The sequence below is a fragment of the Streptomyces shenzhenensis genome (genome assembly GCF_021462265.1).
GTDB classification, from domain to species: domain Bacteria; phylum Actinomycetota; class Actinomycetes; order Streptomycetales; family Streptomycetaceae; genus Streptomyces; species Streptomyces shenzhenensis.
Genome location: NZ_JAJONF010000020.1, coordinates 33,526 through 48,568, shown reverse-complemented (window position 1 = coordinate 48,568; position 15,043 = coordinate 33,526). Strand labels below are relative to the sequence as shown.

Genomic DNA, 15,043 nt, shown 5'->3' with positions numbered 1-15,043 from the left:
GCCAGGCCCACGGGCCCGGCGGCCGGAGCTGGGGGGAAGGCTCCGGCCACCGGGCCCTGGACCGCGCCGCCCTGTCCCCACGGGGGCGGCGCGTCGGGGCCGCCGCCGCTTCGGTGGCCCCGGTCGGGAGGCGGCCGCCCCAGGAGGGGGCCGCGCGGTCGTGCTAGCGGATGGGGACGGGCTCGGCGAGCGGCCGGTCGTCCGGGTCGGCGGTGGGACCCGTCGGTGCCGGGACCTCGCGGCTGAGCTTCTCCCCCTCGACGTCGATGTCGGGCAGCAGCCGGTCCAGCCAGCGGGGCAGGTACCAGGCTCTGTCACCGAGGAGGGACAGGACGGCGGGGACGATCGCCATGCGGACGACGAAGGCGTCGAACAGGACCGCGATGGCCAGCCCGAACCCGATCATCTTGATCATCGACTCGCCGGCCCCGACGAAGCCGGAGAAGACGGCCATCATGATCAGTGCCGCGGCCACGACCACCCGGGCACTGTGCTTGAACCCGGAGACGATCGCCGTCTTGGCCGCGTGCCCGTGGACGTAGGACTCGCGCACCCGCGAGACCAGGAACACCTCGTAGTCCATGGCGAGGCCGAAGACGATGCCCACCAGGAAGATTGGCATCATGCTCATGATCGGCCCGGTGGACTGCACGCCCAGCAGGTCCGCGCCGTGCCCATGCTGGAAGACCAGCACCACCGAACCCAGCGCCGCCAGCACGGACAGCAGGAACCCGAACGCGGCCTTCACCGGCACCAGCAGAGACCGGAACACGACCAGCAGCAGGACGATGGCGAGTCCCACCACGACCGCCAGATAGGGCATCAGCGAGGCCTGCACCCTCCCGGCGACGTCGATGTCCAGCGCGGTCTTGCCGGTGACCTCGAAGGAGGCGCCGGCCTTGGACTCGATGCCGGGGCGTTCGTCGCGGATGGCGGTGACGAGATCCTTGCTCCCGCTGGGCGCGCATCGTCGTACGCCACCCGCTGCCCGTGCTGCTGCTCGGCGTCGTGGGGCTGGGTGCGGTCGCCGCGCCCGTCATGGACCTCCGGCTCGGCATGCCCGGCGACGAGGCCAAGCCCACCTCCACCACCGAGCGCCGCGCCTACGACGCCCTGGCCGAGGGCTTCGGTCCCGGCTTCAACGGGCCCCTGACGATCGTCGTGGACGCCCAGGGCTCCGCGGACCCGAAGGCGGCTGTGGCAACGATCGCGAAGGACGTCCAGGCCACGGACGGGGTCGTCTCCGTCTCACCGGCCCGCTTCGACTCCGCGGGTGTCCTCGTTGCGCTGCTTCCTGCGGTAGCGCGGGGAGTTGCGGCGCCGCGCGAGAGAACGGCGTTCGGCCAGAAGCCGAGGACGGCCGGAACCAGTGTCAGGCACACCAGCACGGCGACCAGGACCGTGGCAGCGGCGGCGAGCCCCATCTTGGTGAGCAGCGGAACACCGACGACGGACAGCCCGGCCAGCGCGATGACGACCGTCAGGCCGGCGAAGACGACCGCCGAACCGGCCGTGCCGGCGGCGAGACCCGCCGCCTCCCGCGGCGTGTGCCCCTTGGCGCGCTCCTCCCGGTACCGGGAGACGACGAACAGGGCGTAGTCGATGCCGCAGGCCAGACCGAGCATGGTGGCCAGCGTGCCGGTGCTCTCGGACAGGCCGAACGCCTCCGACACGGTCATGATCCCGGCCATGCCGAGGCCGACACCGAGGACCGCGGTCAGCAGCGGCAGCCCGGCGGCGGCCATCGACCCGAAAGTGATCAGCAGGACGAGGGCGGCCACCGCGATGCCGGTCACCTCGGCCGTGCCGCCCGCCGAGGGCTGGGTGGCCAGCGCGTCGCCGCCGACCTCGACGGTCAGGCCCGCGTCCCTGGCCCCGTCGATGGCGCGCTCCAGGTGCTCTTTGCTCCCCTCGGTCAGCTCGGCGGCGCCGGTCTTGAAGCTGACGGTCGCGTACGCCGTCGTACCGTCCCTGCTCACCGCCTTCGCCTGGAAGGGGTCGACGGCGCCGGCGACCTGGGAGCCGTCGGCGGCCTCGTCGACGAGGTGCTCGACGGCCCTTCTGTTCCCGGAGGCGGTGACCTTCTCACCGCTCGGTGCCACGAACACGATCCGGGCGCTCGCCGCGTCGGCCGCCGAGCCGGGGAAACGCTGCTCCAGCAGGTCGAACGCCTTCTGCGACTCGATGCCGGGCATGGTGAAGCCCTCGTCCGCGGCGACGGGCGCCTTCGAGGCGGCGAAACCGGCGGCGCCCAGCACCGCCACCCACAACAAGGTGACGAACCAGCGCCACCGGAAGGACACACGGCCCAGGTGATAAAGGACAGTAGCCATGGCGGGATACGCCTCCACATCAGCGGTTCAGGAACGGCGAGAAGTCGAAGAACCACCTCTGCGGGGGATGTGCACCCAGTTCAGAAGGGAGCTGGGAGGGGTCCTTCCGTCGCCCTCCACGATTCCGTCGGCAGTGCGTCGCCACGAGGGAGCACCCTCCCGAACCGGAGGTGTAGCCCGCTACACCCGTCGAGACGGGACACGAGTGGGAACGGTGCGAGAGCCCACCGGCCGACGGCGCGCGGTGGTGCTGCATCACGAGCCGATGGCCCTCTGAGGTCCGTCGGCCGCGCACGAGGGAGCCTTTGCGCCCGGAGGGCAGCTGGATCCCATGCCCCGGTGACACGCCTTGTGACCTGCGCTGTACCAAAGCGCGAACCATGTCTCCGGTTCTGGGGCACCAGTTGCTGAAGCCAGTTGGCAACAGCGCAGGTCACCAACGTTGCCTTGTGCCGACTGTCGATCCTGGTCACACTGCCGGTATGGACGCCGACACGGGGCTCTTCACCCCGGACTCCGTGACCTGGCAGGTGCACGGCGATCCGATGATGTGGGTCGCCGGCGTCCGCGCGCTCTACCTGCAGGCGCTGCACCCGCGCGCGGTGCGCGGCGTGCTGGAGAACTCCGACTTCCGGCGTGACGCCTGGGGCAGGCTGTTGCGCACCGCCGACTTCGTCGGCGCCACGACCTACGGCACCAGCGAGGCAGCGGAGCGGGCCGGAGCCCGGGTCCGGAAGATCCACAGCATGCTCGGCGCGACGGACCCGGACACGGGCGAACGCTACGGCGTGGACGAGCCCGAACTGCTGCTGTGGGTGCACTGCGCCGAGATCGACTCGTACCTGCACGTCGTCCGCCGCTCCGGCTTCCCGCTCACCGACGCCCAGGCCGACCGCTACCTCGCCGAACACCGCGTCAGCGCCCGTCTGGTGGGGCTCGACCCCGCCGTCGTACCCGGCGACCGCGAGGAGATGGCCGCCTACTTCGAGAAGATGCGGCCGCGGCTCGCCGCCGGGGCCGACGCACGCGTCGTGGACGACTTCCTGCTCCGCCCGCCGACGCACCCCCTCCTGATACCGGCGCGCGAGGTGCTGTGGCGGCGCGTGGCACGTCTGGCGTACGCCTCCCTGCCGCCGTACGCCCATGAGCTGTACGGCAGGCCGGCCCCCGAACCCGCGGTCGTCACCCGCCGACTGCGCGCCACCGGCTCCCTGTTGCGCTGCGTTCCCGCACGTCTGCGCTGGCAACTCCCGCCCAAACACATCCTGCGCGCCATGGCGAGACTGGGCCCGCACGCACGCCCCGCACCATACAGAACCGCGCGATAGGCCACCCTCTTGAACGAGTGGGCGGGTGCGGCGGACCCGCGACGAGCCACTCGGCCGGCAGGTCGCCGTGAAGCGACTCGGACCGCTCGGCCCGCACCACGACCGGGCGATCACCCGCGTCCTGGGGGAGCGGTTCAGGCGCGAGGCCAGAGTGGCCGCCGCGCTCTCCCTCCGCTGCGTCACCGTCGGCCACCGCATCGGCGAGCACGACGGCATCCGCTACCTGGTGACGGAGCTGCTGGACGGCGCGAACGGGGTGCCCATGGTGACGCAGGCGCGGCCCCCCAGCGGAGCGCACCGGCATGCCTCTTACCCGCCTAGATCATCATGTGTTACGAAGAACCATGCCCGCTGCCACCGAGACACCCCGCACCTACGACGCCATCATCGTCGGCGGCGGCCACAACGGCCTCGTCGCGGCCGCCTACCTGGCCCGGGCCGGCCGCACCGTGCTGGTGCTGGAGCGGCTGGGCCACACCGGCGGCGCCGCCGTCTCCACCCGCCCCTTCGCCGGCGTCGACGCGCGGCTGTCCCGATACTCCTACCTGGTCAGTCTGCTGCCGAGGAAGATCGTCCGCGACCTCGGCCTGGACTTCCGGGTCCGCGGCCGCACCATCTCCTCGTACACGCCCGTGGAACGCGACGGGCGGCCGACCGGGCTGCTGGTCGGCGGCGGCGAGCGGCGGATCCGCGAGGCGTTCGAACGGCTGACCGGGGGCAAGACCGAGTACCGGGCGTGGCAGCGGTTCTACGGCATGACCGGCCGGGTCGCCGAGCGCGTCTTCCCGACGCTCACCGAACCGCTGCCCGCGCGTGACGAACTGCGCCGCCGGATCGACGACGAGGCGGCCTGGCGGGCGCTGTTCGAGGAGCCGATCGGGGTGGCGATCGAGGAGAACTTCACGGACGACCTGGTCCGCGGGGTCGTCCTCACGGACGCCCTGATCGGCACCTTCGCCGACGCCCACGACGCCTCGCTGCGCCAGAACCGCTGCTTCCTCTACCACGTCATCGGCGGCGGCACCGGTGCCTGGGACGTGCCGGTCGGCGGCATGGGCGCCCTCACCGACGCGCTGGCCGCCGCCGCGCGCGCGGCGGGCGCGGTCTTCGCCACCGGGCACGAGGCGGTACGGATCGAGACGGACGGCCGCGCCGCCGAGGTCACCTACCGCACCGCCGACGGGGAGGGCGTCGCCGCCGCCCGGCACGTCCTGGTGGGCGCCTCCCCGCAGGAACTCGCCGCCCTCACCGGCGACCCGGCTCCGGAGCCCGCCGAGGGCGCCCAGCTGAAGGTGAACATGCTGCTCAAGCGGCTGCCCAGGCTGCGCGACACCGCCGTCGACCCCCGTGAGGCGTTCTCCGGGACCTTCCACATCGCCGAGGGGTACGAGCAACTGGCCACCGCCCACGCCCAGGCGGCGGCCGGCCGGCTCCCCGCCGCCCCGCCCTCGGAGATCTACTGCCACTCCCTGACCGACCCCACGATCCTCGGCCGTGACCTGGCCGAACGCGGCTACCAGACGCTCACGCTCTTCGGACTGCACACCCCGGCCCGGCTTTTCACCGCCGACAACGACGCCGTACGCGACGAACTCCTCAAGTCCACCCTCGCCCAGCTCGACGCGCACCTCGCCGAGCCGATCGCCGACTGCCTGGCCCTCGACGCCGACGGCCGCCCCTGCATCGAGGCGAAGACCCCCCTGGACCTCGAACGCGACCTGCGCCTGCCCGGCGGCAACATCTTCCACCGCGACCTCTCCTGGCCCCACGCCCAGGACGGCACCGGCCGCTGGGGCGTGGAGACCCGGCACGCCAACGTCCTGCTGTGCGGGGCGGGCGCGGTCCGCGGGGGAGGGGTGAGCGGGGTGCCGGGGCACAACGCGGCGATGGCGGTACTGGAACAGCGGGACAACTGACCGACCGCGACCAGGACGCGGTCACCGCGGTGGCGGACGAGCTGGACCGTGCCGGCCGGCAACTCCGCGATCACCACTGGCCCGGCGCGCCGGCACGTGATCAGAGAGACGCCCGTCGGGGGACGGACGGCGGGCCCAACGGGCAGGCCCCGGTCTCCGGTCCCTGACACGGGGCGCAAAGTAGCGGTCAGGGCTTCATGACCTCGGTCTTCCTCGGCTGACGGGGGACGGTCTTGGCCTTGTTGAGGTGCCCGTACACCGTCGACCTCCGACGGCTGCTTCGCGCCTCGGGTCAGAGGCAGGAGACCGGGGCCGGGAGTCCCGCGGGTCCACGGGGAGCGGCCTGGTCGAGAGGGCGGCGGTAGCGCAACTTGTTGAGAGAGGCGCCGCCGGTGCAGTCCTCCACGGCCGCGCCGTCCGCGCCCCAGCCGGCGGCTTCGTAGAAGCGCCGGGCACGTTCGTTGTCTTCCAGGACCCACAAGGTGGCCTGTGTGTAGTCGGCCTGTTTGAGAGCCGCCAAGGTGGCCAGCATCAACTGCTTTCCGATCCCCGTGCCCCAGACCTCGGGCATCGCGTAGAGCGTGCCGATTTCCGCGGTGGCAGGGATGTCCTGAGACGGGCCGAAACTTGCGGATCCGACGATCCCGGCCTCGGTTTCGGCTACCAGTACCCCCGACGACGGCCACCGTGTATCCGCGATCCGTGCCGTCCACTCGGGCTCTTCGCGGCTTGGGTCCATTGCGTCGAGGTGGTGCTGGGGAACAAGACCGGCAAAGGCCGCCCGCCAGGAGCGCACGTAGACACCGGCGACCGCTGACGCGTCATCAGGCCATGCCTGTCGAATCCGCATGGCCGTCATTCTTCAAGTCCCGTCAGTCCGGGCCAAGTTCTTTTCCCGGGCATCTCACCCAGGCAGGTCCATGCCGTATGCGGGAGGGAGGCTCGGACCGCGGGCCACCGCCGAGGAGGGTGCGAACCCAGGCTTCGACGGTGAGAGGGATGCCCGGGGCATCCCGTCGGGTTTCCAGCACGGCTCAGGGGAACTCGCGGGATGTCGCACGGTACCGGCGCCGGGCGAGGGCGCAAGGGAAATCCGGCCGGGCCAAAAATCTGACGGTGCATCAGAAAACCTCTTCCGGATGCCGCACGACTGCGGCATCCTGCGCCCATGCAGACGGAGTTGAGCAAGGCCCTGGGAGTCGAGCACGCCGTCTTCGGCTTCACGCCGTTTCCCGCCGTGGCCGCGGCCATCAGCCGGGCCGGCGGTTTCGGAGTGCTCGGCGCGGTCCGCTACACCGCCCCCGACGACCTCAAACGCGACCTCGACTGGCTCGATGCGCATGTGGACGGGAAGCCGTACGGACTCGATGTCGTCATGCCCGCCAAGAAGGTGGAGGGCGTCAGTGAGGCCGACGTCGAGGCGATGATCCCGGAAGGACACCGGCAGTTCGTGCGGGACACCCTCGCCAAGTACGGTGTGCCCGGGCTCGCCGACGGCGAGGCGTCCGGCTGGCGCATCACCGGGTGGATGGAACAGGTCGCCCGGAACCAGCTCGACGTCGCGTTCGACTATCCGATCCGGCTGCTCGCCAACGCCCTCGGCTCGCCGCCCCCCGACGTCGTCGACCGCGCCCACGACCAGGACATCCTGGTCGCCGCCCTGGCCGGCAGCGCCCGGCACGCCGTGAAGCACCGGGACGCGGGCATCGACATCGTCGTGGCCCAGGGCTACGAGGCCGGCGGCCACACCGGCGAGATCGCCACCATGGTGCTCACCCCGGAGGTCGTCGACGCCGTGGCCCCGCTGCCCGTCCTGGCGGCGGGCGGCATCGGCAGCGGGCGGCAGGTGGCCGCCGCGCTGAGCCTCGGCGCTCAGGGAGTATGGCTGGGCTCCATGTGGCTGACCACCACAGAGGCCGATCTCTCCTCGCCCGCCGTGACCCGCAAACTCCTCGCCGCCGGCTCCGGCGACACGGTCCGCTCCCGTGCCCTGACCGGCAAACCGGCCCGCCAGCTGCGCACCGAGTGGACCGACGCCTGGGACGACCCGAGCGGCCCGGGCACCCTCCCCATGCCCCTGCAGGGCCTGCTCGTCGCCGAGGCACTCACCCGCATCCAGAAGTACGAGGTCGAGCCCCTGCTCGGAACCCCTGTCGGCCAGATCGTCGGCCGCATGACCAGCGAACGCAGCGTCCAGGCCGTCTTCGACGACCTCACCCGGGGCTTCGAACAGGCCGTCGACCGCATCAACCGCATCGCCGGAAGGAGCGGCACGTGACCAGCACGCCCCCCGCCGGATTCTGGGCCCAGGCCACCCTGGACCCCGACCGCACGGTCCTCGTCGCACCCGACGGCGAGGAATGGACCGCCGGCCGTCTGCACGCGGCCACCAACCAGCTCGTGCACGGCCTGCGGGCTGCGGGCCTGGAACGGGGCGACGCCTTCGCGGTCGTCCTGCCGAACGGGCCCGAGTTCGTCACCGCCTACCTGGCCGCCACCCAGGCCGGCCTCTACCTGGTCCCGGTCAACCACCACTTCGTCGGCCCGGAGATCGCCTGGATCGTCGCCGACTCCGGTGCCAAGGTGCTCCTCGCCCACGAACGGTTCGCCGGCCCGGCCCGGCACGCCGCCGACGAGGCCGGCCTCCCGGCCACCCACCGGTACGCGATCGGCGCGGTCGAGGGCTTCAGGCCGTATGCCGAACTCCTCGACGGACAGCCCGGGTCGGCGCCCGCGGACCGCGAACTGGGCTGGGTCATGAACTACACCTCGGGGACGACGGGCCGCCCCCGCGGCATCCGCCGCCCACTGCCCGGCAAGCTCCCCGAGGAGGCCTACCTCGGCGGCTTCCTCGGCATCTTCGGCATCCGGCCCTTCGACGACAACGTCCACCTGGTCTGCTCGCCGCTCTACCACACGGCCGTACTCCAGTTCGCGGGCGCCTCTCTCCACATAGGCCACCGTCTCGTCCTCATGGACAAGTGGACGCCCGAGGAGATGCTCCGCCTGATCGACGCACACAAGTGCACCCACACCCATATGGTCCCCACCCAGTTCCACCGCCTGCTCGCCCTCCCCGAGGATGTGCGCGCACGCTATGACGTCTCCTCCATGCAACACGCCATCCACGGCGCCGCCCCCTGCCCGGACCACGTCAAGCGGGCCATGCTCGACTGGTGGGGCCCCAGCGTGGAGGAGTACTACGCGGCCAGCGAGGGAGGCGGCGCCTTCGCCACCGCCGAGGACTGGCTGAAGAAGCCCGGTACGGTCGGCAAGGCCTGGCCCATCAGCGAACTCGCGGTCTTCGACGACGACGGCAACCGGCTGCCGCCCGGCGAACTCGGCACCGTCTACATGAAGATGAACACCGGCGGCTTCGCCTACCACAAGGACGAGGCCAAGACGAAGAAGAACCGCATCGGTGACTTCTTCACCGTCGGCGACCTCGGATACCTCGACGAGGACGGCTACCTGTTCCTCCGCGACCGCAAGATCGACATGATCATCTCGGGTGGGGTCAACATCTACCCCGCCGAGATCGAGTCCGTGCTCCTCTCCCATCCCGCCGTCGCCGATGCCGCCGCCTTCGGCATCCCGCACGACGACTGGGGAGAGGAGGTGAAGGCCGTCGTCGAACCCGCCCCCGGACACGAGCCCGGGCCGGACCTCGCAGCCGGCCTCCTCGCCCACTGCGCCGGGCAACTCGCCGGCTACAAGTGCCCGAAGACCGTCGACTTCATCGCGGAGATGCCCCGCGACCCCAACGGCAAGCTCTACAAGCGGCGGCTGCGGGACCCCTACTGGGAGGGGCGCACCCGCCCGGTGTGACCCGCAACCGGCACCTCGGGGGCGCGGGCGGCGAAGGGCCTCCGGGAACCCGGCGAGACCGGCGGCATCGGTGCCGGGCTCGCGGCAGGTGCGGGACAGCAGCCGCCGTACGCCCTGCTCGGTGCGGCGCGGCTCCTCGGCGACCACGGCCACCGGGGGTCCATCGACGGTCAGTTCGGCGGTGCGCTGCTCCTCGCGCGGTCAGTGTGTCCGCCCGCGCGTACCGCAGCGGCGGTGGCCGCGGCCTCGCTGTCGAGAGCTCCTTACGGGCCCGGGCGGCGAGCGTCCCGGCGTCGCAGTGGACGGTCCCTCCAGCCCCTGGCAGAGCCGGTCGGCGGCCTCCTGGAGCCGCCCGCCCAGGGACAGCGCGGTGCCGCTTCCTCCGCGGACGCTTGACCTGTCCCGGCGAGGGGCCGAGGATCATGGGTCATGACGCAGGGACAGGGCAGCACAGTGGACGGGGTGCTGCGGCGCAGCGCCCGGCGTACGCCCGCGCGGGTGGCGGTGCGCTACGGCGAGCGGCGGTGGACGTACCAGGAACTCGACGCCGCCGTCTCGCGCGCGGCGAGCGTACTGCTCGGCCAGGGCCTCGACCGCGGTGACCGGGTCGGCACCTACGGCCACAACTCCGACGCCTACCTGATCGCCTTCCTCGCCTGCGCCCGCGCCGGCCTGGTCCACGTCCCGGTCAACCAGAACCTGACCGGCGACGACCTCGCCTACATCGTCGGCCAGTCGGGCAGCTCGCTGGTCCTCGCCGACCCCGACCTCGCCGGCCGGCTCCCCGACGGCGTACCGGCGCTGCCGCTGCGCGACGCCGAGGGCTCGCTGCTCGCCCGGCTCGCGGACGCGGCGCCGTACGACGGGCCCGAACCGCGCACCGAGGACCTGGTGCAACTGCTGTACACCTCCGGGACCACCGCGCTGCCCAAGGGCGCGATGATGACCCACCGGGCGCTGGTGCACGAGTACCTGAGCGCGATCGCCGCCCTCGACCTGAGCGCCGGGGACCGGCCCGCGCACGCGCTGCCGCTCTACCACTCCGCGCAGCTGCACGTGTTCCTGCTGCCCTACCTGGCGGTGGGCGCGACCAGCGTCATCCTCGACGGGCCGGACGGCGACACCCTCTTCGACCTGATCGAGGCCGGCGAGGTGGACAGCCTGTTCGCGCCGCCCACCGTGTGGATCGGGCTCTCCAACCGGCCCGACTTCGCCACCCGCGACCTCGCCGGACTGCGCAAGGCCTACTACGGGGCGTCGATCATGCCGGTGCCGGTCCTGGAGCGGCTGCGGGAACGGCTGCCGGGCCTTGCCCTGTTCAACTGCTTCGGGCAGAGCGAGATCGGGCCCCTCGCCACCGTGCTCGCGCCCGAGGAGCACAAGGGGCGGCTGGACTCCTGCGGCCGCACCGTCCTGTTCGTGGAGGCACGGGTGGCCGGCGAGGACGGCGAGGACGTGCCCGACGGCACCCCCGGTGAGATCGTCTACCGTTCACCGCAGCTGTGCGAGGGCTACTGGGACAAGCCCGAGGAGACCGAAGAGGCCTTCCGGGACGGCTGGTTCCACTCCGGCGACCTCGCGGTGCGCGACGCCGACGGCTACTACACGATCGTCGACCGGGTGAAGGACGTCATCAACTCCGGTGGCGTCCTGGTTGCCTCACGGCAGGTCGAGGACGCCCTCTACACCCATGAGGCGGTCGCCGAGGCCGCCGTGATCGGCCTGCCCGACGAGCGCTGGATCGAGGCTGTCACGGCGGTCGTCGTACCGCGCGGCGATATCGACGAGGCCGGGCTGATCGCCCATGTGAAGGAGAAACTGCCCGCTTTCAAGGCGCCCAAGCGGGTCCTGTTCGTGGACGCGCTGCCCCGCAACGCCAGTGGGAAGATCCTGAAGCGGGAACTGCGCGAGCGGTTCGGCCCCGCCTCCTGAGAAGCCGGGAAGCGACTCCCGCCGGGTCCGGGGCCGGGGCTCTCAGGTGGACCCGGGAAATCCGGACCCCTGCCTTGTGCGGTCCCGGCGCCACGTCCGCCGTTCACCGTCGGCGTGCACATGGGTACGCATGGGTGCACATAGCGGGCACGGGCTGCTGCCTTGCCGTCCCCCTCGGCGCACTCGCGGGCATCCCGGGCCCCCTGCGGGACGCCCCGCTCCGGCCACCTGCCGGCCGCCCGTGACCTGTCCGGCCCCGGCCGGCCGGTCCCGCCGACGGCGCACCCGTTCGCCCCAAGGGATGACGGCCGTCCCGAACGCCCGCCCGGAGGTGGCCTGAAGAAGGGGGCCTCCGTAACTTGGTGCCATGTCGACCCTGTGGGAACTCATGCGCGACTGCATCCCCGACGACCACGCCCGCCAGGTCACCTCCCGCTACTACCTCGACGAAGCCATGAGCTCGCCGCGCCGACCGGACCGGGTGGTCGACCTCGGCTGCGGGCGCGGCACCTCGGCCGAACTCTTCCGCAGGCACCACTCCGGCGTCCGGTGGGTGGGGGTCGACATCCGCGATTCACCGGAGGCCGCCCAGCGCGGGCCCGGCGACGACAGCGTGGTGTACTTCGACGGAGTCAACCTGCCGTTCCGCTCCGACGCCGTGCCGCTCGTCTACTCCCACCAGGTCTTCGAACACGTCGCCCGGCCCAGGGAACTGCTCGCGGAGGTGGGCAGGGTGCTGCGCCCGGGCGGGCTGTTCATCGGCAGCACCTCCCAGTTCGAGCCCTACCACTCCTTCAGTCTCTGGAACTACACGCCCTACGGCTTCCGGACCCTGGTCGAGGAGGCCGGGCTCGCCCTGGAGGAGATCCGGCCCTCCCTCGACGGCGTGACCCTGATCATGCGCACCTACCACGGCTCGCGGCGGCAGGAGTACGGTCGGTTCTGGCGCAAGGAGTCGCCGCTCAACACGGAGATCGACGCCTGGGCCCGCAAGGGCAAGCGGGGCACGGCCCTGGTGAACCTCCGCAAGCTCACGTTCTGCGGGCAGTTCGCGTTCCGGGTGAGCAAGCCGCAGGCGAGTCCCTGAGACCGGGGCCGGCTTGGCCAAATCCGTTGCGGCACCGCGCCGCCGTCCCCGAAGATCGGCGCCATGCCCACCTTCACCGCGGCGGACGGCACCCGCCTCGCCTGTCACGTCCGAGGCGAGGGCGAACCGCTCGTCGTACTGCCGGGCGGCCCCATGCGCGCCTCCGCCTACCTCGGCGACCTCGGCGGTCTCACCGCCCGCCGCCGGCTGATCCTGCTCGACCTGAGGGGGACCGGCGACTCCGCTACGCCCGCCGACCCGGCGTCGTACCGCTGCGACCGACTGGTCGACGACGTGGAGATGTTGCGGGCCCACATGGGGCTCGACCACATGGACGTACTGGCGCACTCGGCGGGCGCGAGTCTGGCGATCCTGTACGCGGCGGCGCATCCCGACCGGGTGCGGCGGCTCGCCCTGATCACCGGCAACCCCTCGGCTCTGGGCCTGCGCGCCACCCCCGAGGAGCGGCTGGCGGCGGCCCGGCTGCGGGCCGCGGAACCCTGGTTCGAGGGAGCGTTCCCCGCGCTGGAGGCATGGCTGACCGGCTCCGGGGACTTCGACGAGGTGTTCCTGCCCTTCTTCCACGGCCGCTGGGACGCCGCCGCCCGAGCCCATGTCGCGGCCACCGGCGAGCAGACCAACGACGAGGCCGCCGACCGGTACTTCGCCGAGGGCGCCTTCACCCCGGACACCACCCGGGCCGCCCTGCGCGCCCTCGCCGCGCCGGTCCTCGTGTACGCCGGAGAACTCGACGGCGGACCCAGCCCCGCCCTGGCCCGGCGGACCGCGGAGGCCTTCCCCCACGCCGAGGTCGCCGTACAGCGCGGCGCCGGTCACTACCCCTGGTTCGACGACCCCGAGTGGTTCGTCCGCCGTACCGTCGGCTTCCTGGACGGCTGAGCCGCAGTCGGGTCCTGCGGTCCGAACGCCGTCAGGAAGCGGTCGCGGAACTGGTTCATCGCCCAGACCGGCGCGTCGGCGGCGGGCCTGAGGCCCGGCGTCCAGCCCCAGCCGGCGACCCGGTCCAGGACCGCCGGGTCCCGGGCGACGATCGTGACGGGGACGTCCCGGCGCGGGCTGCCCGCGAGGACCTCCGGGCGGGGCTGGTGGTCACCGAGGAAGACCAGGACGGTGTTCCGGTGGGCGTGGCGCCGCATGAACCCGAACAGGCTGTGCAGCGAGTACTCGATCGAGGCCCGGTACTCGGCGCGCACGCGCCCCGTGTCCTTCCAGACCTCCGCCGGGTCCTTGCCCGCCCGCTGGATGGGCCCGAAGACCGAGCCGTCGCCGAGGTCCTTCCAGCCGATCATGCGGGGCAGGGGCGCCCAGGGCTGGTGGCTGGAGGCCAGGATGATCTCCGCCATCATCGGGCGCCGGTTCTTCCTGCCGTACTCCAGACGGTCGAAGGCCTCCAGCGTGAACTGGTCGGGGACGGGCGTCCAGCTGAAGTACGGGCCGTGGTAGCCGAGACGGGTGGAGTCGTAGGAGCGGTCGAGACCGAAGAACCGGGCCTCCGGCCAGGCCTTGCGGACGCCCGGGACGACGCCGACCGTGCGCCACGCGCCCGTCCTGCGGAAGTACGCGGTGAGGGTCGTCCGGTCGCCGGAGACCAGGTTGCGGTACCGCCGCTGGTTGTCGATCCACAGCCCGGACAGCAGCGTGGCATGGCACATCCAGCTGCCCGCCCCCAGCACCGGGGAGCGCAGCCAGCCGCTGCGCGCCTCGAAACCGGCCGCCTTGAGGGAGGCGGCGCCCTCGGTGAGGACCGCGCCGACCGGTCCTGCCATCGCCCGGTCCTCGATCGCCGTACGGCCGTAGCTCTCGACGAACGTGAACAGCACGTCCTTGCCGCGCAGCCCCGTCAGCAGCCGGTCCGGCGGAGTGTTCTGGAAGGCGTCGACGGCGGCCTCCGCGGCGAAGACCCGCGCGTCCGCAAGACCGGCGCGGACCGCCCGCACCCGCTCGTCCACCAACTGGGCGTCGAGCGCGGCGGCGACGGGTGCGCCGCCCGCCCGGAGGCCGAAGGTGGCGAAGGTGACCCAGGTGACGGCCAGGACAAACGTCGTACGACCGGCTCGGGGGCGCCGGCGCGCCATCCGCTCGGCGAGCCGCACCAGCGCGAGGACTGTCACGGCCGGCACGGCCGCGGCCAGGAGCAGGGCCCCGGCGATCGCGAGCACCTCACTGGTCCGGCCGAAGGACTCCCGCAGGTAGTCCGCCGCGTCGTCCAGCAGGCTCCAGTCGAGCACCAGGTCGAACGGCCGTTGCAGCACCCGGTAGAAGCCCATGTCCAGGCACTTCACCAGGGTCAGCGCGCCCAGCGCCGCACCCGTCAGCACCGCCGTGACGCGCCGCGCCCGCCCGGGCAGCACCAGCAGTACCGCCGCCAGCAGGATCCCCTCGGCCGGGAGCCGCAGGAAGGACGTGGGCCTGAGCTCCTCGAGCTGGTTCGGCAGCAGCAGCGCGGCCAGGAGCAGGGCGGCGGCCAGGACTGTCGTCCCGGCCGCGACGGTCCGGGCGACGCGCGGATGCCTCCGCGGCCGGCCGCCCTCACCACCCGCACCGGTCGGCGTGGCTCCGGTGTCCGGCAACCGGGTGGGCGTGGGGTGCGGCACCGGA

9 protein-coding genes and 2 pseudogenes are annotated in these 15,043 nt (G+C 72.4%); 8 read left to right on the top strand and 3 right to left on the bottom strand.

Going from position 1 to position 15,043, the window contains the following annotated elements; all coding sequences use genetic code 11:
* Positions 1 to 163 precede the first annotated feature (163 nt).
* Positions 164 to 2,333 (bottom strand): annotated as a pseudogene (locus LQ326_RS24855) (MMPL family transporter).
* A 482-nt stretch (positions 2,334 to 2,815) separates the two neighbouring features.
* Here LQ326_RS24855 and LQ326_RS24850 point away from each other — a divergent pair.
* The 3 genes and pseudogenes from LQ326_RS24850 (at position 2,816) to LQ326_RS24840 (ending at position 5,577) form a co-directional block, all read left to right on the top strand.
* A complete protein-coding gene (locus LQ326_RS24850) occupies positions 2,816 to 3,661 on the top strand; it encodes an oxygenase MpaB family protein (RefSeq protein ID WP_234539842.1) in 846 nt (281 codons plus the stop codon).
* 19 nt (positions 3,662 to 3,680) lie between these two features.
* Positions 3,681 to 3,914, top strand: a pseudogene (locus LQ326_RS24845) (serine/threonine protein kinase); the annotation flags it as partial.
* A 91-nt stretch (positions 3,915 to 4,005) separates the two neighbouring features.
* On the top strand, positions 4,006 to 5,577 hold the full coding sequence (locus LQ326_RS24840) for a phytoene desaturase family protein (protein ID WP_234539840.1): 1,572 nt from the start codon (positions 4,006 to 4,008) through the stop codon (positions 5,575 to 5,577).
* A gap of 292 nt (positions 5,578 to 5,869) precedes the next feature.
* On the opposite strand, the gene LQ326_RS24835 is transcribed toward LQ326_RS24840, so the two are convergent.
* On the bottom strand, positions 5,870 to 6,427 hold the full coding sequence (locus LQ326_RS24835; RefSeq protein WP_234539839.1) for a GNAT family N-acetyltransferase: 558 nt from the start codon (positions 6,425 to 6,427) through the stop codon (positions 5,870 to 5,872).
* A 318-nt stretch (positions 6,428 to 6,745) separates the two neighbouring features.
* On the opposite strand from LQ326_RS24835, the gene LQ326_RS24830 reads away from it, so the two are divergent.
* The 5 genes from LQ326_RS24830 to LQ326_RS24810 all read left to right on the top strand — a co-directional run bounded on the left by LQ326_RS24830 (position 6,746) and on the right by LQ326_RS24810 (position 13,324).
* Positions 6,746 to 7,855, top strand: coding sequence for an NAD(P)H-dependent flavin oxidoreductase (locus LQ326_RS24830; protein WP_234539837.1), 1,110 nt, complete (start codon positions 6,746 to 6,748; stop codon positions 7,853 to 7,855).
* Positions 7,852 to 9,405, top strand: coding sequence for an acyl-CoA synthetase (locus LQ326_RS24825; RefSeq protein ID WP_234539835.1), 1,554 nt, complete (start codon positions 7,852 to 7,854; stop codon positions 9,403 to 9,405). The genes LQ326_RS24830 and LQ326_RS24825 overlap by 4 nt, the downstream gene beginning before the upstream one ends.
* A 429-nt stretch (positions 9,406 to 9,834) precedes the next feature.
* Positions 9,835 to 11,337, top strand: a complete 1,503-nt coding sequence (locus LQ326_RS24820) for an acyl-CoA synthetase (protein ID WP_234539833.1) — start codon at positions 9,835 to 9,837, stop codon at positions 11,335 to 11,337.
* A gap of 367 nt (positions 11,338 to 11,704) precedes the next feature.
* Positions 11,705 to 12,424, top strand: coding sequence for a class I SAM-dependent methyltransferase (locus tag LQ326_RS24815; protein ID WP_234539832.1), 720 nt, complete (start codon positions 11,705 to 11,707; stop codon positions 12,422 to 12,424).
* Positions 12,425 to 12,487: 63 nt separating this feature from the next.
* A complete protein-coding gene (locus LQ326_RS24810) occupies positions 12,488 to 13,324 on the top strand; it encodes an alpha/beta fold hydrolase (RefSeq protein ID WP_234539830.1) in 837 nt (278 codons plus the stop codon).
* Here the strand turns inward: LQ326_RS24810 and LQ326_RS24805 are convergent.
* On the bottom strand, positions 13,261 to 15,039 hold the full coding sequence (locus LQ326_RS24805; protein ID WP_234539829.1) for an alkaline phosphatase family protein: 1,779 nt from the start codon (positions 15,037 to 15,039) through the stop codon (positions 13,261 to 13,263). The two genes, LQ326_RS24810 and LQ326_RS24805, sit on opposite strands and share 64 nt — an antisense overlap.
* Between the last annotated feature and the right edge of the window lie 4 nt (positions 15,040 to 15,043).

Excerpts from the sequence above, each read along its gene's own strand:
- LQ326_RS24850 (WP_234539842.1), top strand. The coding sequence starts at position 2,816 with ATGGACGCCGACACGGGGCTCTTCACCCCGGACTCCGTGACCTGGCAG.
- LQ326_RS24840 (WP_234539840.1), top strand. The coding sequence starts at position 4,006 with ATGCCCGCTGCCACCGAGACACCCCGCACCTACGACGCCATCATCGTC.
- LQ326_RS24835 (WP_234539839.1), bottom strand. The coding sequence starts at position 6,427 with ATGCGGATTCGACAGGCATGGCCTGATGACGCGTCAGCGGTCGCCGGT.
- LQ326_RS24830 (WP_234539837.1), top strand. The coding sequence starts at position 6,746 with ATGCAGACGGAGTTGAGCAAGGCCCTGGGAGTCGAGCACGCCGTCTTC.
- LQ326_RS24820 (WP_234539833.1), top strand. The coding sequence starts at position 9,835 with ATGACGCAGGGACAGGGCAGCACAGTGGACGGGGTGCTGCGGCGCAGC.
- LQ326_RS24815 (WP_234539832.1), top strand. The coding sequence starts at position 11,705 with ATGTCGACCCTGTGGGAACTCATGCGCGACTGCATCCCCGACGACCAC.
- LQ326_RS24810 (WP_234539830.1), top strand. The coding sequence starts at position 12,488 with ATGCCCACCTTCACCGCGGCGGACGGCACCCGCCTCGCCTGTCACGTC.